General features: G+C 69.6%; 21 protein-coding genes and 1 pseudogene. 10 read left to right on the top strand and 12 right to left on the bottom strand.

What is annotated here, in order from left to right:
• A pseudogene (locus tag A5705_RS24280) lies at positions 1 to 511 on the top strand (hypothetical protein); the annotation flags it as partial.
• Between the two features lie 17 nt (positions 512 to 528).
• Here the strand turns inward: A5705_RS24280 and A5705_RS24275 are convergent.
• A complete protein-coding gene (locus A5705_RS24275) occupies positions 529 to 1143 on the bottom strand; it encodes a TIGR03086 family metal-binding protein (RefSeq protein WP_068280475.1) in 615 nt (204 codons plus the stop codon).
• A gap of 50 nt (positions 1144 to 1193) precedes the next feature.
• Between A5705_RS24275 and A5705_RS24270 the strand changes: the two genes are divergently transcribed.
• Positions 1194 to 1625 (top strand): MarR family winged helix-turn-helix transcriptional regulator, encoded by a 432-nt coding sequence (locus A5705_RS24270; RefSeq protein ID WP_067872161.1) that lies wholly within the window; start codon positions 1194 to 1196, stop codon positions 1623 to 1625.
• Here A5705_RS24270 and A5705_RS24265 read toward each other — a convergent pair.
• Together A5705_RS24265 and A5705_RS24260 are read right to left on the bottom strand one after the other, a co-directional pair.
• Entirely contained in the window at positions 1622 to 1768 is a 147-nt protein-coding gene (locus A5705_RS24265; RefSeq protein ID WP_064952447.1) for a hypothetical protein, read from the bottom strand. The genes A5705_RS24270 and A5705_RS24265 overlap by 4 nt on opposite strands.
• Positions 1765 to 2343 (bottom strand): HhH-GPD-type base excision DNA repair protein, encoded by a 579-nt coding sequence (locus A5705_RS24260; protein ID WP_067872158.1) that lies wholly within the window; start codon positions 2341 to 2343, stop codon positions 1765 to 1767. Before A5705_RS24260 ends, A5705_RS24265 begins: the two co-directional genes overlap by 4 nt.
• Positions 2344 to 2431: 88 nt before the next feature.
• Here A5705_RS24260 and A5705_RS24255 point away from each other — a divergent pair, with 88 nt between their 5' ends.
• Entirely contained in the window at positions 2432 to 2935 is a 504-nt protein-coding gene (locus tag A5705_RS24255) for a nuclear transport factor 2 family protein (protein ID WP_067872190.1), read from the top strand.
• Positions 2936 to 2959: 24 nt separating this feature from the next.
• Here the strand turns inward: A5705_RS24255 and A5705_RS28275 are convergent, their stop codons facing one another.
• Both A5705_RS28275 and A5705_RS24250 read right to left on the bottom strand, forming a co-directional pair.
• Complete coding sequence (locus A5705_RS28275; RefSeq protein ID WP_197516864.1) at positions 2960 to 3136, bottom strand: DUF5302 domain-containing protein; 177 nt, start codon at positions 3134 to 3136, stop codon at positions 2960 to 2962.
• Between the two features lie 41 nt (positions 3137 to 3177).
• A complete protein-coding gene (locus tag A5705_RS24250) occupies positions 3178 to 3621 on the bottom strand; it encodes a PPOX class F420-dependent oxidoreductase (protein WP_068280472.1) in 444 nt (147 codons plus the stop codon).
• A 32-nt stretch (positions 3622 to 3653) separates the two neighbouring features.
• Here A5705_RS24250 and A5705_RS24245 point away from each other — a divergent pair, with 32 nt between their 5' ends.
• Positions 3654 to 4175 (top strand): DUF1697 domain-containing protein, encoded by a 522-nt coding sequence (locus tag A5705_RS24245; protein ID WP_068280469.1) that lies wholly within the window; start codon positions 3654 to 3656, stop codon positions 4173 to 4175.
• Between the two features lie 21 nt (positions 4176 to 4196).
• On the opposite strand, the gene A5705_RS24240 is transcribed toward A5705_RS24245, so the two are convergent.
• Positions 4197 to 4562 (bottom strand): GntR family transcriptional regulator, encoded by a 366-nt coding sequence (locus A5705_RS24240; RefSeq protein WP_067872149.1) that lies wholly within the window; start codon positions 4560 to 4562, stop codon positions 4197 to 4199.
• Positions 4563 to 4599: 37 nt separating this feature from the next.
• Here A5705_RS24240 and A5705_RS24235 point away from each other — a divergent pair, with 37 nt between their 5' ends.
• Both A5705_RS24235 and A5705_RS24230 read left to right on the top strand, forming a co-directional pair.
• A complete protein-coding gene (locus tag A5705_RS24235; RefSeq protein WP_067872146.1) occupies positions 4600 to 5313 on the top strand; it encodes an NAD-dependent deacylase in 714 nt (237 codons plus the stop codon).
• 102 nt (positions 5314 to 5415) lie between these two features.
• Positions 5416 to 6330, top strand: coding sequence for a hypothetical protein (locus A5705_RS24230; RefSeq protein ID WP_068280466.1), 915 nt, complete (start codon positions 5416 to 5418; stop codon positions 6328 to 6330).
• A 3-nt stretch (positions 6331 to 6333) separates the two neighbouring features.
• On the opposite strand, the gene A5705_RS24225 is transcribed toward A5705_RS24230, so the two are convergent.
• Positions 6334 to 6975 (bottom strand): methyltransferase domain-containing protein, encoded by a 642-nt coding sequence (locus A5705_RS24225; RefSeq protein ID WP_067872140.1) that lies wholly within the window; start codon positions 6973 to 6975, stop codon positions 6334 to 6336.
• Between the two features lie 156 nt (positions 6976 to 7131).
• Entirely contained in the window at positions 7132 to 9456 is a 2325-nt protein-coding gene (locus tag A5705_RS24220) for an MMPL family transporter (protein ID WP_068280463.1), read from the bottom strand.
• A gap of 307 nt (positions 9457 to 9763) precedes the next feature.
• Between A5705_RS24220 and A5705_RS28925 the strand changes: the two genes are divergently transcribed.
• A complete protein-coding gene (locus A5705_RS28925; RefSeq protein ID WP_255361745.1) occupies positions 9764 to 9895 on the top strand; it encodes a hypothetical protein in 132 nt (43 codons plus the stop codon).
• A 130-nt stretch (positions 9896 to 10025) separates the two neighbouring features.
• Here the strand turns inward: A5705_RS28925 and A5705_RS24215 are convergent, their stop codons facing one another.
• Both A5705_RS24215 and A5705_RS24210 read right to left on the bottom strand, forming a co-directional pair.
• Positions 10026 to 10778 carry a 3-hydroxyacyl-CoA dehydrogenase gene (locus tag A5705_RS24215; RefSeq protein ID WP_068280460.1) on the bottom strand — a complete coding sequence of 251 codons (753 nt, stop codon included), beginning with the start codon at positions 10776 to 10778 and terminating at the stop codon, positions 10026 to 10028.
• 43 nt (positions 10779 to 10821) lie between these two features.
• On the bottom strand, positions 10822 to 11904 hold the full coding sequence (locus A5705_RS24210) for a CaiB/BaiF CoA-transferase family protein (RefSeq protein WP_068280457.1): 1083 nt from the start codon (positions 11902 to 11904) through the stop codon (positions 10822 to 10824).
• A gap of 255 nt (positions 11905 to 12159) precedes the next feature.
• Here A5705_RS24210 and A5705_RS24205 point away from each other — a divergent pair, with 255 nt between their 5' ends.
• Both A5705_RS24205 and A5705_RS24200 read left to right on the top strand, forming a co-directional pair.
• Positions 12160 to 12972, top strand: coding sequence for an enoyl-CoA hydratase (locus tag A5705_RS24205; protein ID WP_067872127.1), 813 nt, complete (start codon positions 12160 to 12162; stop codon positions 12970 to 12972).
• Between the two features lie 76 nt (positions 12973 to 13048).
• Entirely contained in the window at positions 13049 to 14416 is a 1368-nt protein-coding gene (locus tag A5705_RS24200) for a DUF2867 domain-containing protein (protein WP_068280454.1), read from the top strand.
• Here A5705_RS24200 and A5705_RS24195 read toward each other — a convergent pair.
• Positions 14379 to 15101 (bottom strand): CPBP family intramembrane glutamic endopeptidase, encoded by a 723-nt coding sequence (locus A5705_RS24195; protein WP_067872121.1) that lies wholly within the window; start codon positions 15099 to 15101, stop codon positions 14379 to 14381. The two genes, A5705_RS24200 and A5705_RS24195, sit on opposite strands and share 38 nt — an antisense overlap.
• Positions 15098 to 16243, bottom strand: coding sequence for an NAD(P)H-binding protein (locus A5705_RS24190; RefSeq protein ID WP_067872117.1), 1146 nt, complete (start codon positions 16241 to 16243; stop codon positions 15098 to 15100). The genes A5705_RS24195 and A5705_RS24190 overlap by 4 nt, the downstream gene beginning before the upstream one ends.
• A gap of 56 nt (positions 16244 to 16299) precedes the next feature.
• Between A5705_RS24190 and A5705_RS24185 the strand changes: the two genes are divergently transcribed.
• Positions 16300 to 17388: a type III polyketide synthase gene (locus A5705_RS24185; protein WP_067872114.1), complete on the top strand. Its 1089-nt coding sequence runs from the start codon at positions 16300 to 16302 to the stop codon at positions 17386 to 17388.
• Positions 17389 to 17391: the final 3 nt, after the last annotated feature.

Below are 17391 nucleotides of genomic sequence, written 5' to 3'. Positions count from 1 at the left end.
GGCCGGTGCCGGTCCCGCGCCGGCCGCCGCCCCGGGACCGGCACCGGCCCCCGCTCCGGCGCCGGGCCCGGCGCCGGCCGCGACGCCGGAGTTCGGCCCGGACGCCCCGCCCACGCAGGACTTCATGTATCCCTCGATCGGCACCAATTGCCTTGCGGACGGCAGTAGTTCGATCGCGACCGCGCTCTCGGTGGCGGGGCCGGCCAAGATTCCGACCCCGGGGCCGGGGCCCGGCCAGACCGCATATGTGTTCACCGCGGTCGGCACGCCCGGGCCCGCCGAGGTGCAGAAGCTGCCGTTGAACGTCACCTGGGTGAACCTGACCACCGGCAAGTCCGGGACGGTCACGCTCAAGCCGCGCACCGACATCAACGGCGACGGGCCGACGACGTTGACCGCGATCGTCGACACCGGCTCGGGCAGCATCATGTCGACGATCTTCGGCCAGGTCACCACCAAGGAAAAGCAGTGTCAGTTCATGCCCACCATCGGCTCGACGGTGGTGCCGTAGCGTATTCGCTTGTGCCGTCAGGGTTTCCAGCCGGGTGAGCGGCCGAGGTGGGCGAGAATGCGGTCGAGGTCGGCCGCGCCGTCGGGCGCGGCCACGGCCGGGCGGAACGGCGCGCCCGCCGTGGTGCGGTAATCGCCATCCGGAATGACGAAGACCAGGGGTAGCACGGCGGCCAGGACCTCGTCCGGCAGCGCAAACGGGATGCCGACGCTCCGCGCGACATCCCAGCCGTGCACCACGTAGTCCACGAAGTGAAAGCCGATCGCTATCGCCCCGGGAAATCTCGCCCCGGGGCCGAACTCGGGCAACGCGAAGGTCGCGTCGAGCACCCCGTCTGCGGTGAACGCATCGAGCACCTCGGCGGCGGCCGCGGCATAGGTGCCGCCGGGATCGGCCGCGACGTCGCCGGCGACGCGGTCCGGAGCCCACACGGCCGGGCTGTCGCCGCCGCCGCGTGCGGCCGCGGCGAACCCGTGGTGCTGCGCGGTCATGTGGGAGAGCAGGTCGAGCAGGTTCCAGCCCGCGCAGGGCGTCGGGCGGCGCAGATCCTCGCGGGTGACGGCCGCGACGACGTCGACGGACGCCTGTATGGCGGCCCGGTGGAATGGTCGAACATCCGAAATAGTATGCATTCGTAGACGATAAGCCTGCGCTTATTATCTGTCAACGCTACGCTTCCGGCATGGCTCCGAGGGCACGGCGTCCCGACCTCGCGGCGATGATGGGGCCGCTCGTTCGCGAAATGATCGCCGCCGAGGTCCCCGTGCTGGAAGCGCACGGGTTGTCGATGTGGGGCTATATCGTGCTGAACGCGCTCGACCGCTCGCCGGTCCGCACCCAGGCCGCGCTGGCCGAGGCGATCGGGGCGGACAAGACGCGCATCATCCCCACCCTCGACGAGTTGCAGAGCCGGGGCTACATCGAGCGCCATCCCGACCCGGACGACCGGCGGGTGCGGCTGCTCGCGCTCACCGAGGCGGGCCGGGCCGCCAAAGACGCCACGCAGGAAGACATCCAGCGCGGCGAGGAGCGCTGGCTGGGGAAGTTGTCGGCCGACGATCGTCGCGCGTTCCTGCGCGCCCTGCGTCAGCTGTCGGCCGCCGACGGCGGCTAGTACGCCATGAACAGAATGGCGTCGCGGTCGTACTCGAGGCCCGGATGGGCGCTGGCAAGGTGGGCCTGGGTCAGCTCGACCAGTTCGTCCTCGTCCTTGCCGACGATGGCTTCGCCGCACGGACACGTTATGTGTGTCTTCACGTTGCCGCCTTTCCCTTCGCTGCTGCTTTCATCTGCTTCTTATACGACCGCACCTCGCCCAGCGAACGGGCGTCGACGATGTCGGCGACGGACAGGTGGGTGCCGGCCTTGCCGAAGTCGCCGGCCGCCTCCCGCCAGCCCGCCGGCGTCACGCCGTACTGCTTGCCCAGCAGTGCCAGGAAGATCTTCGCCTTCTGCTCGCCGAAACCGGGCAACCCCTTGAGCCGCCGCAGCAGCTCGGGCCCGTCGGGGTCACCGGCCGTCCACAACCCGGCCGCGTTGCCGTCGTAGCGGTCCACGATGATCTGCGCCAGGGCCTGGATCCGTTTGGCCATCGATCCCGGAAAGCGGTGCACCGCAGGCCTTTCCGCGCACAGCGCGGCGAACTTGTCCGGGTCGTACGCGGCGATCTGTCCCGCGTCCAGGCCGCCCATCCGGTCCGCGATCTTCTTCGGGCCGGCGAACGCCGTCTCGAACGGCACCTGCTGATCGAGCAGCATGCCGACCAGCAATGCGAACGGGTCGTCGTCCAGCAGCGCGTCGGCGGCCGGGTCTTGGGCAAGGCAAAGTTTCACTCTCAACGACCTTCCTTCCGCTGAACACCCTACGACCGGGGCCCAATGGTTCGACACTTACCTGGTGGATGAAGCCGAGTTGACACTGATGCTGGCCCGAGACGAACTGCACCGGCTCGTCAATGCCTATTGCCGGGCCGTCGACCGCGCCGATTACGAAGCGCTCCGGGGCCTGTACCACCCCGACGCGACGGACTCGCACGGCTCGTTCTCGACGGGCGGCGTCGAACAGTTCATCGCGCAACTGCGGGCCGCCGAACCGTATGTGCGTGTCTCCCAACACAACGTCACGACGACGAACTTCGTGATCGAGGGCGACACGGCCCGCGGCGAGATCTACTGCCTGGTGTTTCACACCTTCGCCGGTCCCGAACACGACCTGGACGTGATCATCGGCGGTCGCTACCTGGACGGCTACGCGAAACACGACGGCCGCTGGAAGTTCCGCCAGCGCACCATCGTCGCGGACTGGGCATACCGCAACGACCCGTCCCGGGTGGACTTCGGACACCCCAGCACGCGGGGCAGCCTGCGCGGCGAACCGGGCCAAGCCGACCCGTCGATCGGCCTGTTCGCATCGCCCTCGGGTTGAACCGCAGCGGCTTTAGCGCAACCCCTACCCGCTCTTGCGGCGGAATTCGCGGCGGCTTTCCAGCGGACCGTGCGCCCGCGTGTGCTTGTCGCCGCCGTCCTTGTGATCGGATGCGCCCGCCGACTTGGCCTTCTTGCGATCGAGGGCTTCGCGGAACTTGCGCTTCGTGTCGTCCGCTTGTTGGGGGTCAGATTCGGCCATGACGGCAGCCTAGCCTGCAATGTGCGGCCCGGCTCGCGGTTTTAGCGCTTGCCGGGCGGCATGCCGTAGACGTGCGAGATCCGCAGCGTCATGAGGACCCGGCGGTCGGTGACCATCGCCTGCCGAAAGTCGTCCCAGTCGGGATGCTCCCCGGCGATGTTGCGATACAAGGCAATCAGCGCCTCGACGGTGTCGTCGCCGGGGGCGGCGGCCGGGGGCGTCAGATCCGCGGTGCCCTCCGCAACGGCGTACGACCATCCGTCGTCGGCGTCGACCAGAATCGAGGCCCGCGGGTCGCGGCGCAGGTTGCGGGTTTTGGCGCGGGGCTCGGTGATGGACACCCGCACCACCATTTCCCGCGGGTCGAAGTGGTAGCTGACATTCGACAGTTGGGGTCGCCCGTCGCGTTTGATGGTGGCCAGCACGCCGAGGGAGTTCCCGCTGATCACGGCCAACAGCTTGTCGTCGAAGACTTGGCGTCCCATGGGAAGAGCCTACGTCGTGGTGAAATCGGGGCATGACCACATACGCGGCGTTCCTGCGGGGCGTCAACGTCGGCGGCGTCAACCTCAAGATGGCCGAGGTCGCGAGGGCGCTGACCGATGCCGGATTCGCCAACGTCCGCACGATCCTGGCCAGCGGCAACGTGCTGCTGGAAGCGTCGGCCGGGGCGGCCGCCGTGCGCAAGAAGGCCGAAGCCGCGCTGCGCGCGACGTTCGGCTACGACGCGTGGGTGCTGGTGTACGACATCGGCACCGTGCGCGGCGTCGTCGGCGCCTATCCCTTCGAGCGCGAGGTCGACGGCTACCAGTCCTACGTCACCTTCGTCGCCGACGAAGCGGTGCTCGACGAGCTCGCGGGGCTCGACAAGGGCGCGGGCTCCGACGAGAAGATCGCCCGCGGCGACGGCGTGCTCTATTGGCAGGTGCCCAAGGGCAACACGCTGGACAGCACGATCGGCAAGACGATGGGCAAGCCGCGCTACAAGTCCTCGACGACGACCCGCAACCTGCGCACCCTGGCCAAGGTGTTGCGCTAAAGCCCGGCGCGCCAAGCGCGCTCAGTCGTCGGGCACGTTGGTGAGGTAGCGCATCGCGTCGGACTTGGTCAGCCCCAACGCCTTCGCCACGTCGACGTACTCCCTGGCCGCGGCGGCCATCGCCGCGTCGGTGGGATCGAAGCGCGAGATGAAAGTGCCGAAGCGCCCGCGCGTTTCGACGATCGCCGCGGACTCCAGCTCGCGGTAGGCGCGGGCGACGGTGTTTGCCGCGACGCCGAGCTGACCCGCCAGGTCGCGCACCGTCGGGAGCCGGGAACCGGGCGGCAGCGCGCCGGCCCGGACGCCGTCGATGACCTGGGTTCTGAGCTGGTCAAACAGCGGTTTGCCCGCTTTGACATCGACCTTCAGCCAGTCCCGCAGCTCCACGTCTTCAGTATGTCCCAAGCACGACTATCTTTGTGGGATGCGAGTAACTGTGCTCAGCGGCGCGGGGATCTCCGCGGAAAGCGGAGTGCCGACATTCCGTGACGACAAGAACGGACTGTGGGCGCGCTTCGATCCCTACGAGCTGTCCAGCACGCAAGGGTGGCGCAAGAACCCCGAGCGGGTCTGGGGCTGGTATCTGTGGCGCCACTACCTGGTCGCCGACGTCGAACCCAACCCCGGGCACCGCGCGATCGCCGCCTGGCAGGACCACGCCGAGGTCACCGTCGTCACCCAGAACGTCGACGACCTGCACGAGCGCGCAGGCAGCGCCGCGGTGCACCACCTGCACGGCAGCCTCTTCGAATTCCGTTGCGACCGTTGCGATATGGACTACACGGGTCCGCTTCCCCGGCTGTCCGAGCCAACGCTGGAGGTCGAACCGCCGGTGTGCCACTGCGGTGGGCTGATCCGTCCGGACATCGTGTGGTTCGGTGAGCCGCTGCCCGACGAGCCGTGGCAGCGCGCGGTCGAGGCGACGCAGTCCGCCGACGTGATGGTCGTGGTGGGCACTTCGGCGATCGTCTACCCGGCCGCGGGCCTGCCGGACCTGGCGCTGTCCCGTGGCACGGTCGTCGTCGAGGTCAATCCCGAGCCGACGCCGCTCACGCCGACCGCCACGATCAGCATCCGCGAGGGCGCCAGCCAGGCGCTGCCCGAGTTGCTGCAGCGGCTGCCAGCGCTGCTGCAGTAGGCCTTCGCCGAGCCTGCGCACAGATCGCGGTTGGTCCACAACATCGCGCACTGAGCGCAGTTTCGATGCGCATGCGTCGGCGCGGTCCGCGAGTGTGCCGGAATGACGAGCCACCAACCCTTCATCGGCAGCGAGGCAGTGAAAGCCGGAACGCTGCGGAAGCACCAGCTGCGGGGCGGGTTCCGCGCCGTGTACCCCGACGTCTACGTTCGGCGCGATCAGCGGCTGACGTTGTGCGAACGCGCGGTGGCGGCCTGGCTGTGGTCACACCGTCAGGGGGTGCTCGCGGGATTGACCGCGGCGGCGTGGCACGGCTCGAAGTGGGTGGACGAGTGCCTGCCGGTCGAGCTGGTGTGGTCGAACGCGCGGCCGCCGCGCGGCGTGCGGACCTACGACGTCCGACTTCTCCCGCACGAATCGCGGCTGGTCGCGGGCGTTCCCGCGACCACAGCCGAGCGCACCGCCTTCGACATCGGGCGCCGCGCGCCGATCGGTACGGCGATCGCTCGCCTGGATGCGCTGACGAGGGCGACCGAAACGAAACCGAGCGAAATCCTCGCGCTGGCTGACCAGCATCGCGGCACACGCGGGATCAGGCAGCTGGAAACGGCGCTGGAGCTGGTGGATCCCGGTTCACAGTCGCCGAAGGAGACGTGGCTGCGACTGTTGTTGATCCGCGCGGGCTTTCCCCGCCCAGCGACCCAGATTCCCGTGCTGACACACGGAGGACAGGTGTATTACCTCGACATGGGTTGGGAGGACCTCATGGTCGCGGCAGAGTATGACGGCGAGCAACACCGCCTGGACCGCTGGCAATATGCATGGGACATTCGCCGCAGCGAGGCGCTGGCCCGGGTCGGCTGGATCGTCATCCGGGTGACCGCAACCGACCGCGAACCCGACATCGTCCGGCGCGTTGGAGATGCGCGGGGATCACGCGCATCGAGCCTGCGCACAGATCGCTGTCGGTCCCGAAAATCGCGCGCTGAGCGCAGGCTCGGCGAAATCGGCGGGTAAAGGCTACGGCCGACGCGCCCGGCCCAGCGCCAGTTCCGACACCGGCAACGGCGCCCACACCGGCAACGTCCATTCCCGCCGCGACGTGTCCATCCGGAACCCCGCGTCGATGATGGCGCGCTCGGTGTCGCGGTGGGTGTGGCAGTTGCCGAACAGCCTCGGCCACAACGTTGCGTCGGCGAGCCGCTGCACGCGTCCCCGACCGCCTGCGCTGGCCACATGCTCGAGAAAACGCAGCTCACCGCCGGGTCGCAGCAACGAGTAGACCCGCTGCAGCACCCCGCCCGGGTCGCGCACCGAGCACAGCACCAGCGAGCACACCACCGCGTCGAAGGGCTCCGCGTCGCTGAACGCCTCGGCGGTCTGCCCGATCACCGCGACCGGAACGGGCGCCACGGCGGCCGCGGCGCGGGCGTGGGCGGCCAGCCGCGGCTCCGGCTCGACCGCGATCACCTGTTCGACCGCCGGCGGATAGTTGGCGAAGTTCGTCCCCGCGCCCGCGCCGATTTCCAGGACCCGGCCCGACAGGCCGGCCAGGTTCTCCCGGCGCAGCGCCCGCACGGCCGGGGCCTCGTGGGCGGCGACGACCGGCCAGATGCGCGCGAAGAATGGATGGTCGAGCGCCGACTCCGCTACCTGCGTCATATCCGAGCGCCTTCCCGCGGCCGGTGCGCCGCGACCCATGCCGCCAACGTGTTGGTGTCCCGGCCGCAATGCCCCATCACCAAGTGCCCGCAGAATACCGACGCCAGCGCCCGGTCGGCGAACGCCCCGGCCCGACGCGGACCTCCAACCGACGCGTCAGCCAATACGGGTCACCGACTCCGTGACCGGGCGCCCGTTGTGCTGCACCGGCTCCCCGCCCGGCTCAGCCCGGAGGGCGATCTCGGAGGGCGCCTCGCTGATGCCGAACCGCTCGTGCACCCACACCAAAGGCTTTGGCGCCCACCAGTTCCAGCGGCCCATCACGTGCATGAACGCGGGAACCAGGACCATCCGCACGAGGGTCGCATCCGCGAACACGGCAAGCACCAGGCCCAGGCCGAACATGCGCATGAACGACACGTGCGCCGCGATCAGCGCGGCGAACGACATCGACATCACCAGCGCCGCCGCGGTGATCACCCGTCCGGTGCGGGCGACGCCGTGCGCCACCGCCTCGTCGTTGGCGGCGTGCGCCTCTTTGGCGGTGGGTTTCGCCGGCCGGTACTCCAGCCAGTACTCGCGGATCCGGGAGATCAGGAACACCTCGTAATCCATCGACAGCCCGAAGGCGATGCAGAACAGCAGCACCGGCATGTTCGCCACCAGCGTCCCGCTCGGCGTCGTGCCCAGCGCGCCGAGGTGGCCGTCCTGGAAGATCCACACCAGCGCCCCGAACGCCGCGCTCAGCGAGAGCACGTTGCACATCAGCGCCTTCACCGGCAGCACCACGCTGCCGGTGAGCAGGAACAGCAGAATGAATGTCACGGCGGCCATCAGCCCGAGCACCAGCGGAAGCCGATCCGTCACCGCGTCGACGCTGTCCCGGTTGACCTGCGCGACCCCGCCCATCTCCACGGATCGACCGCCCGGCCCGGGCACCTGGTGCAACCGTCTGAGCTGGGTGTCATTGGCCTGCGAAAACAGCGGGGCGGTGCTGCTCACGGTCATAAACGCGCTGCCGTCGGCCAGCCCGGTGGCCGCGGACGGCGGTCCCACCCGGTTGCCGCCCACGAAGGTCCCGTCCGGTGCCGAGACGCCCGATACGTCGGGTACCCGCGACAGGTCGGCGGCGTAGGTGTCCAGGGCCGCCGCGCTCAGCCCGCGGACGTCGGGGACGACGACGGGAACCGCGGTCGCGGAGTCGTGCGCGAAACCGGTGCGCAGTTCGTCGCCGACCTGATGCGACGACGCCGACGTCGGCAGCACCCGGTCGTCGGGAAAGCCCCACTTGACCGAGAAGAACGGCAGCCCGAGCAACAGCAGCAGTGCCATCACGCCCAGGCCGATCGGCGCCCAGCGACGCATGACGAACTTGCTGGACCGATACCAGAACCACTCCTCGACCGGCCGGTGCAGCGGGTCGGGGCGGCGTAGGGCATGGCGGATCAGCCGGCGCACGTCCAGCGCGTCGAGCCGGGAACCCAGCAGCACGATCGCGGCCGGGGTCACCACTATGGACGCGGTCGCGACGAAGGCCACGGTGGCAACGCCGGCATAGGCGAACGACTTCAGGAAATACATCGGGAACGCCACCGTCGCCAACATCGACAACGCCACGGTGACCGCCGAGAACAGCACCGTGCGGCCGGAGGTGGCCATGGTCCGGATCAGCGCCTCGTGGGGGTCGCTGCCCTCGGCCAACTCGTCGCGGTAGCGGCTGACGATGAGCAGCGTGTAGTCGATGGCCAGCGCGAGGCCCAGCGCGGTGCTCAGGTTCAGCGCGAAGATCGACACCTCGGTGGTGAACGTGATGAGCCGCAACACCGTCATCGAGCCGACGACGGCCAGCGCCCCGAGGGCCATCGGCAGCGCCGCCGCCAGCAGCCCGCCGAACACCCAGATGAGCACCAGGAAGCTCAGCGGGAGCGCGATCATCTCCATCAACACCAGGTCGTCCTGGTTCTGCTTGTTGATCTGGGCGTACTGCATGGCCGGTCCGCCGGCGCGAACGGTGACGCCGTCGCGGTCGTGGACGAATTGGTCCGCCAGGGTTTGGGCGTTGCTCTGCGCGTAGTTTTCGCCGCCCCTGAGGTTGATGACGATCAGCCCCGACTTACCGTCCTTGCTGAACAGGTCGGCGGCGGCCTGCGGTGGCGCGGTCCAGGCCGCGGTCACGTTGTACACCAGCGGCGACCCACCGACGTCGCGGGCGACGTCGGTGCCCGCCTTGCGCGCCTGTTCGCTGTTGGCGCCCGCGGGCGACGTCACCATGATCAGCATCTGCTGACCGCTCTGGCCGAACTTGTCGGTCAGGATTTTGATGGCGTGGGCGGATTCCGAGTTCGGGTCCTGGAAGCCCCCCGGCGACAGGCTCTTGGCGACGGGTATGCCGAAGATCGCGGCGCCGATGAAGACGAGGATCGCGATCGCGATGATTCGTCGTGGCGCGGCAATGGCCAGTCGAGCGATCGCTTGCAACATATTCCCCGGTCCTCCCCGCCGCCGTGCCCGCTACGCTGGACCGCCCCCGTCTGCGGAACTCATCAGCGGTAACTGACAGGTGTAAAACAACCTTACCCACTAGTACGGTTCGGCGTGGGCGGATGGTTCAAACTGGCTCCGCCCTAAGATTTCGCCAAGAAACTGGCCCGCATCTAAGCCGCTCAGGGCGGTTACGGCGCCCGACGACCCGTCCTTACCCGCCGGAAACCTACCCGCGGGTAAATTGCCACCATTTTCCGAATCGTGACTCAAGGAATCCTTAGAGGCGGCCCATACGCTCAGTGTCATGTGGATCGACGACTCGAGCGCAGACGTCATCAAGGCTGACTTCGACGCCCTCTACCACGGCGACATGCTGGTGGAAGGCGAGACCTCGGAGCAGCTCGAAGACTGGCACCCGCTGCAGACGGCGAGCTGACCGCCATGAGCGTATTAGCGCGGCTCCTCATGGCCGAACCCGCCGTCAGTCGATGGTTCCGTCGATAACCACTGGTCTTGCTTACGAACGAAAGCCCCCCGCTCACCGCGGGGGGCTTTCGTTTGTCCGCCTAACGGGGGGCCATGCGGATGGCGCCGTCGAGCCGGATGACCTCGCCGTTGAGCATCGGGTTCTCGATGATGTGGACGGCAAGGGCGCCGTACTCGTCGGGATCACCCAACCGGGCCGGGTGGGGCACCTGCTTGCCCAGCGACTTCTGCGCCTCCTCGGGCAGCGAACCCAGCAGCGGGGTCTTGAACAACCCCGGCGCGATGGTCACCACCCGGATCAGCTCACGCGCCAGGTCGCGCGCGATCGGCAGCGTCATGCCGACGACGCCGCCCTTGGACGCCGAGTAGGCCGCCTGGCCGATCTGGCCGTCGAACGCGGCGACGGAGGCAGTGTTGACGATGACGCCGCGCTCCTCTCCGAGCGGCGCGGTCTTGGCGATCCGCTCGGCGGCCAGCCGCAACACGTTGAACGTGCCGATCAGGTTGACCTCGACAACCTTCTTGAACCCGCTCAGCGGGAACGGGCCGTCCTTGGACAGCGTCTTGATGGCGTTGCCGATGCCCGCGCAGTTGACGTTGATGCGCAGCGGGCCCATCGCCTCCGCGGCGTCCAGCGCCTTGGCGACGGCCGCCTCGTCGGTGACGTCGGCCTCGGCGAAGCGCGCGCGGTCGCCGAGCTCGCGGACCGCTTCTTCACCGCGGAGGTCGATCACCACCACCTGGGCACCGCGGTCGAGCAGCCGCTTGGTGGTGGCCAGGCCCAGGCCCGACGCTCCCCCGGTGACGACGGCTACCGAGTCCTTGATCTCCATGCGAGTCCTTCCCTCCACGTCCAGCCAACCAGTTGGTTGGGGACTATACCCAGTCCTCGAGCACCGCTTCGATGCCGGTCGCGGGCGCGGCCGGGCGCGGCGTGTCCGGCGCGGTGCGGGAGAACCGCGGCGCCGGCAGCGGCTGCAGGGCCCCGTCCACCTCGTAGAAGGTGTCGCGCTCGGTGATGTGCGGCTCGGTCTGCACCTCGCCGAAGGCCAGCACCGGGGTCACGCAGGCGTCGGAGTCGGCGAACACCTTGGCCCAGTGGTCGCGGTCGTGCCCGGCGAACTTCTCGGTCAGGATCGTCCGCAGCTCGGGCCAGCGGCCGACGTCGTTCTGCGGCGGCAGGTCGGCGCCGTCCAGGCCCAGCCCGGCCAGCATGGCGGCGTAGAACTGGGGCTCGATGGCGCCGACGGCGACGTAGCGGCCGTCGGCGCATTCGTAGGTGTCGTAGTAGGGCGCGCCGCCGTCGAGCATGTTGGTGCCGCGCACGTCGGTCCACATCCCCGAGGCGCGCATCTGCCACATCATCTGGACCAGCACGCTGGATCCGTCGACCATCGCCGCGTCGATCACCTGACCCTTGCCGGAACTGTGCCGCTCCCACAGCGCGGACAGGATGCCGACCAGCAGGAACATCGAGCCGCCACCGAAGTCGCCGACCAGGTTCAGCGGCGGCACCGGCCGCTCGTTCACCCGGCCGATGGCGTGCAGGATCCCGTTCAGAGAGATGTAGTTGATGTCGTGGCCCGCCTGCTGGCTGCGCGGGCCGGTCTGCCCCCAGCCGGTCATGCGGGCGTAGATCAGCCGGTCGTTGACCTTCGCGCAGTCCTCGGGGCCCAGCCCCAGCCGCTCGGTGACGCCGGGGCGATAGCCCTCGATCAGCACGTCGGCCTTGGCGACGAGCCTGAGCACGAGCTCGCGGCCCTCGTCGGACTTGAGGTCGGCGGTGACAATGCGCCGGTTGCGGCTCATGGCGTCCTTGACCACCCCGCCGGAAGGCCCCGAGGGCTTGTCGACGCGCACCACTTCCGCGCCCAGGTCACCCAGGATCATCGCGGCGTGTGGCCCCGGCCCGATGCCGGCCAGCTCGACGACGCGCAGTCCTTGCAGCGGTCCAGCCATGATGTTGCCCCTTCGTCCGCTTTGACGTCGTTGGCATCTTCTCAGCCGTGCCCGACGGCCGCGCAGGCCGGTCACCGGTGGTGATCGCGAACGCGGCGAAGCCGGGCGAAGCGGGTCGCCACGAGGGGGCGGGTGGTGATCGCGAACGCGGCGAAGCCGGGTGAAGCGGGTCGCCACGAGGGGGCCGGTGGTGATCGCGAACGCGGCGAAGCCGGGTGAAGCGGGTCGCCACGAGGGGGCCGTAGTGTGAGGCGCATGCCGGATTCTGGAATCGCCACGCTCGCACCGGTTGCGGGTCTCGACGTCACGCTGACCGACGGCGTGCTGTCGGTGACCGTCAATCGCCCCGACAGCCTGAACTCCCTGACGGTCCCGGTGATCACCGGGATCGCGGACACGCTGGAGCGGGCGGCCACCGACCCCGCGGTCAGGGTGGTGCGGCTGGGCGGCGCGGGCCGCGGCTTCAGTTCGGGGGCTGGCATCAGCGCCGACGACATGGCCGGCAGCGGCGGCGTCCCGCCGGACGAAATCGTGCTGGAGATCAACCGGCTGATCCGGGCGATCGCCGCGGTGCCGCACCCCGTGGTCGCGGTGGTTCAGGGACCGGCGGCCGGCGTGGGGGTTTCCATCGCCCTGGCCTGTGACGTCGTATTGGCTTCTGACGCAGCGTTTTTCATGCTCGCCTTCACCAAGATCGGCCTGATGCCCGACGGCGGCGCGTCGGCGTTGATCGCGGCCGCGGTCGGCCGGATCCGGGCGATGCAGATGGCGCTGCTGCCCGACCGGCTGCCGGCCACCGAGGCGCTGTCCTGGGGACTGGTCAGCGCGGTCTATCCGGCCGACGACTTCGAAGCCGAGGTGGACAAGGTGATCGGCAGGCTGCTGGCGGGCCCCGCCGTGGCGTTCGCCAAGACCAAGCAGGCGATCAACGCGGCCACGCTCACCGAGTTGGATGCCGCGCTGGATCGCGAGTACGAAGGCCAGTCACGCCTGCTGGTGTCGCACGACTTCAAGGAGGGCACAACGGCTTTCCAGGAGCGCCGCGGCCCCAACTTCACCGACCGCTGAGAGGCTTACTCCCCCCAGAACCGGCAATCCTTACTCGCGTTGGGTTCCGAATAGAGATCCGAGGAACGGAGGGGCGATGGTGCGCTGCCTGGTGACCGGGGCGACCGGCTACATCGGCGCGCGGCTGGTGCCGCGGCTGCTCAACGAGGGCAACCAGGTGCGTGCCCTGGCGCGCAATCCGGACAAGCTGGCGAACGTGCCGTGGCGCGAGCGGGTTGAGGTGGCCCGGGGTGATCTCGGTGACGTCGAGTCGCTGATCGCGGCGTTCGACGGCGTGGACGTCGTCTACTACCTGGTGCACTCGATGGGCGGCGCCAAGGACTTCGCCGCCGAGGAGGACCGCGCCGTGCGCAACGTGGTGACCGCCGCACGCCGCACCGGGGTACGACGGGTGGTGTATCTGGGCGGGCTGCACCCCGAGGGCCGCAGGCTGTCCGAGCACCTCGAATCGCGCGCGGCCGTCGGCCAGGCGCTCATCGACTCCGGTATCGAGACGGTGGTGCTGCAGGCCGGGGTGGTCGTCGGGTCGGGTTCCGCGTCGTTCGAGCTGATCCGCCACCTCACCGACCGGTTGCCCGTGATGACCACGCCGAAGTGGGTGCACAACCGGATCCAGCCCATCGCAGCACGCGACGTGCTGTATTATCTCGCGGCCTCCGCAACGGCACCCGTGCCGTCCTCGCGGACGTGGGACATCGGCGGCCCCGACGTCTTGGAGTACGGCGACATGATGCGCGTCTACGCCGACGTCGCGGGTTTGGGGAGGCGCTATCTGATCGTGCTGCCCTTCCTGACCCCGACGATCGCGAGCCTGTGGATCGGCGCCGTCACGCCGATCCCGCCCGGGCTGGCGCGCCCGCTGATCGAATCGCTGGAATGCGACGCCGTGATGCGCAATTCGGACATCGACGGCATCATCGCGCCGCCGGCGGGCGGCCTGACGAGCTACCGCCGAGCCGTCGAATTGGCGCTCGACCGGGGGACGCGCGGCCTGACCAAGGCCACCTGGGCGTCGCTCGACTCGGACCCCGCCGAGCCGCTGCCCAGTGACCCGGATTGGGCCGGCGAGATCATCCACTCCGACGTGCGGACCGCCGAGGTCGCCGCCGAAGCCGGCGAGGTCTGTCGGGCCGCCGAGCAGGCGATCGCCCGACGCCGCCCGTTCCGGGACTGGAGCGTGGAGCAGCGCGAACCCGGCCGCCGGCTGCGACTGCGCTCCGGGGCGCGCTCGGTGGGCCAGGGGTGGCTCGAGGTCAGCGTCGCGCCCCGGCACGGCGGGGGCAGCGTATACACCCAGCGGGCGATCTTCGTGCCGCGCGGCCTCCCGGGGCGGCTGTATTGGATTGCCGTGCGGCCGTTGCGGATTGCCGCGCTGCGCGCGCTGGCGCGCGATGTCGCCGCCGCGGTCAGACGCCGAACAGCGGGGGCAGGGCGAGCACCATGATCAGGCCCCACACGAAGTGGGTCAGCACCGGCGCCAGCACCCCGCCGCTGGCCCGGCGCTCCACGGCGCAGACCGCCCCGAGGATGACCGCCGCGAACCCCAGCATCGGGTTGCCACTGGCCAGGGTGGCGCAGGTGTAGAGCAGCGTCGAGATGAGCAACGGCCGGTGCCGGCCCAGCGCGGTGTAGAGCGCGCCGCGGAAGAAGATCTCCTCGGCGATGCCGTTGATGAGGGTGATCGCCACGATGAACGGCAGGTAGCCGTGGTGGGCGAAGAGCAGCACCCGGGTGATCAGCGCCGCAACGGGGGGTATCTCCCGGGCGATCAGCCCGCCGACCAGGAAGGCGCCGCCGAGCAACAGCCCGACGGTGGTGCCCGTGATCACCGGCCGTTGGTTGCGGCCGCGCCAGCAGATGCCCCCCAGGTGCAACGGGCCCGAGAGGAACCCGCCGGCGATCCACACCGCCGCTTGCACCAATGTCAGCCAGTAGAAGCTCGACTCGCCCGGGTGCCGGCGCAACGACAACCCGACCACCGCGGCGCCGATCACCAGCGTGATCGCGACGACGACGCGCCGGCGCCGCACCACGCCGGGCGGTTCGTTGCACGGCACCGCGACGTTGGTGATCGCGCGCCGGAACTCCGAGAAGACGCCGGTCCGGTATGGGGCGGTCGACTGGCTCATGCCGGCCGCACCTTGGCGTTCAGGGCGAACAGCAGGTCGAGGCCGGTGCGCAGCGCCCCCGCGACCGGGCCGGGGACGCTGTTGACCAGCCGCAGGGTGGGCCGCGCGACGGCCGGGGTGACGGCGCGGGCGAGCCGGCGGATGCGCAGCGCGTCGCCGCCGGCCCACGCGGGATCGCTGTCGGCCAGCTGGTGCGGATCGATCAACGCGTTGACGGGCCGGGGCCGGCACCCCGACCCGGCCAACGCCAGGGCGATGGCATCCTCGATGCCGAGCAGCCCCCCGGGCGGGTCGGGCACGCGGTCGCGCAGGCCGCTGACGGACGCCACCATGGGATGGTCCAGCGACTCGACCAGGTCCGCGGCCAGTCCCGGAGGCACCGGCAGGGCGACGCCCGTGACCAGCGACGCCAGCGCGGTGTCGACCCTGCCGACCGGGACGGGGGCATGCCACCTGCGGGAGACGCGCGCATACGTCTTGAGCAGCCCGCGGTAGGTGGTGGTGGTGGGACCGGAAATGTCGTAGGCGCCCGCGGGCACCCGGCTCGGGTCCGCCGCGGCGACGAGATAGTGCAGCACGTCACGGATGGAGATCGGGTCGATCGGATTGTCCATCCAGCTCGGTATGGGAATGAGCGGGAACCGGTCGCCGACGTAGCGCATCATCTCGAAGGACGTCGACCCGGCGCCGATGATGATCGCCGCCCCCAGCCACACCAGTTCGGGCCCGTCCTCGACCGTCAGGGCCTCGGCCACCTCGGCCCGGCTGGTCAGGTGCTCGGACAGCGCCTCGTCGGCGGGCACGAAGCCGCCGAGGTAGACGATGCGCCGCACGCCGGCGTCGCGGGCCGCCACCGCGAGGTTGTGGGCCGCCGCCCTGTCGGCGTCGCGGAAGCCGGGCTGGCCGATGGCGTGCACCAGGTAATACAGCGCGTCCACCGGGCCCGCAGCCGCCAGGCCCGCCCGCACCGACGCCGGATCGGACGCGTCGAGGGTGACCGGGGTGACGTCGTCGAACCAACCTAAACGCTTGAGGCGCTTCGGGTTTCGGGTGGCCGCCACGACCTGATGCCCATCCCCCAGCAGCGCAGTGACCAGACGCGATCCGACATAGCCGGTGGCGCCGGTGACCAAGATCCGCATACCCCGACACTAGCCAGACTTTTGAACCGATGCGCCGTCCGCACCGTGACCCCCACATGGAGGAGATCACCGGGGGCAGTTCCACACGCCTGAGCACCAAACAACCAACAGCGGACCCGTCCATCGCGGGCGTCGCCGTCACATTCCCACCGAACCGCTACACGCAGGACGAAACCATCGGGGCGCTGACCGACTTCGCCGGTCCGGAGTTCCGGCGTTTCGCGCTCAGCAGCGGGGTGGAGTTCAGGAACATCGCGCTGCCGCTGTCGCGGTACGGCAAGCTGAGCGGCTTCACCGAGGCGAACGACGCCTACATCGAAATCGCCCTCGACCTGGCCGAGCAGGCGATGCTCGACGCGCTTGACCAGGCGAAGATCGAGCCGTCGGAGGTCGACGCCGTCTTCTCGACGACGGTGACCGGGTTGTCCGTGCCGTCGCTGGAGGCGCGGCTGGCGACGCGGATCGGGTTGCGCCCGGACGTCAAACGCATCCCGCTGTTCGGCCTGGGTTGTGTGGCCGGTGCGGCCGGCATGGCCCGCGTGCACGACTATCTGCGCGCGTTTCCCGACGAGGTGGCGGCGCTGCTGGCGGTCGAGCTGTGCTCGCTGACCGTGCAGCGGCAGGACAATTCGATCCCAAACCTGGTCGCTTCCAGCCTGTTTGGGGACGGCGCCGGCGTCGTCGTCGCGACCGGGGCCGACCGGGCAGCGGCGGGGCCGAAGGTGCTGGCCACCCGCAGCCGGACCTACCCGGACACCGAGGACGTGCTGGGCTGGAACATCGGCAGCAACGGGTTCGGAATCGTGCTGTCCGCCGAGATCTCGACCATCGTCGAGAAGTTCGTGGGCGACGACATCCGCGCGTTCCTGGCCGACCACGGGCTGGCCACCACGGACGTCTCGACGTGGTTGTTGCACGCCGCCGGCCCGAAGGTGATCGACGCGGTCGAAGCCGTGTTGGAGCTGCCGCCGGATGCGCTCGCGGTCACCAGAAACTCGTTGCGCAACAACGGAAACCTCTCGTCGGTTTCGGTACTTGATATACTGCACGCCACCATGGCCGACCCACCGTCGCCGGGTTCGATCGGGCTGATGATCGCGATGGGACCGGGCTTCTCCGCCGAATTCGTCCTGCTGAGCTGGTAGGGC

It is taken from the genome of Mycobacterium sp. E787 (genome assembly GCF_001668725.1).
In the GTDB taxonomy this organism is placed as follows: domain Bacteria; phylum Actinomycetota; class Actinomycetes; order Mycobacteriales; family Mycobacteriaceae; genus Mycobacterium.
Note: the sequence above shows the minus strand (reverse complement) of the source record. Positions and strands in the feature narration are given on the sequence as shown.

Bases quoted from the DNA above. Each gene is read 5' to 3' on its own strand.
- A5705_RS24230 (WP_068280466.1), top strand. From the start codon at position 5,416: ATGACGAGCCACCAACCCTTCATCGGCAGCGAGGCAGTGAAAGCCGGA.
- A5705_RS24190 (WP_067872117.1), bottom strand. From the start codon at position 16,243: ATGCGGATCTTGGTCACCGGCGCCACCGGCTATGTCGGATCGCGTCTG.
- A5705_RS24255 (WP_067872190.1), top strand. From the start codon at position 2,432: ATGCTGGCCCGAGACGAACTGCACCGGCTCGTCAATGCCTATTGCCGG.
- A5705_RS24275 (WP_068280475.1), bottom strand. From the start codon at position 1,143: ATGCATACTATTTCGGATGTTCGACCATTCCACCGGGCCGCCATACAG.
- A5705_RS24215 (WP_068280460.1), bottom strand. From the start codon at position 10,778: ATGGAGATCAAGGACTCGGTAGCCGTCGTCACCGGGGGAGCGTCGGGC.
- A5705_RS24185 (WP_067872114.1), top strand. From the start codon at position 16,300: ATGGAGGAGATCACCGGGGGCAGTTCCACACGCCTGAGCACCAAACAA.
- A5705_RS24220 (WP_068280463.1), bottom strand. From the start codon at position 9,456: ATGTTGCAAGCGATCGCTCGACTGGCCATTGCCGCGCCACGACGAATC.
- A5705_RS24210 (WP_068280457.1), bottom strand. From the start codon at position 11,904: ATGGCTGGACCGCTGCAAGGACTGCGCGTCGTCGAGCTGGCCGGCATC.
- A5705_RS24270 (WP_067872161.1), top strand. From the start codon at position 1,194: ATGGCTCCGAGGGCACGGCGTCCCGACCTCGCGGCGATGATGGGGCCG.
- A5705_RS24195 (WP_067872121.1), bottom strand. From the start codon at position 15,101: ATGAGCCAGTCGACCGCCCCATACCGGACCGGCGTCTTCTCGGAGTTC.
- A5705_RS24250 (WP_068280472.1), bottom strand. From the start codon at position 3,621: ATGGGACGCCAAGTCTTCGACGACAAGCTGTTGGCCGTGATCAGCGGG.
- A5705_RS24225 (WP_067872140.1), bottom strand. From the start codon at position 6,975: ATGACGCAGGTAGCGGAGTCGGCGCTCGACCATCCATTCTTCGCGCGC.
- A5705_RS24205 (WP_067872127.1), top strand. From the start codon at position 12,160: ATGCCGGATTCTGGAATCGCCACGCTCGCACCGGTTGCGGGTCTCGAC.
- A5705_RS28925 (WP_255361745.1), top strand. From the start codon at position 9,764: ATGTGGATCGACGACTCGAGCGCAGACGTCATCAAGGCTGACTTCGAC.
- A5705_RS24200 (WP_068280454.1), top strand. From the start codon at position 13,049: ATGGTGCGCTGCCTGGTGACCGGGGCGACCGGCTACATCGGCGCGCGG.
- A5705_RS24245 (WP_068280469.1), top strand. From the start codon at position 3,654: ATGACCACATACGCGGCGTTCCTGCGGGGCGTCAACGTCGGCGGCGTC.
- A5705_RS24235 (WP_067872146.1), top strand. From the start codon at position 4,600: ATGCGAGTAACTGTGCTCAGCGGCGCGGGGATCTCCGCGGAAAGCGGA.
- A5705_RS28275 (WP_197516864.1), bottom strand. From the start codon at position 3,136: ATGGCCGAATCTGACCCCCAACAAGCGGACGACACGAAGCGCAAGTTC.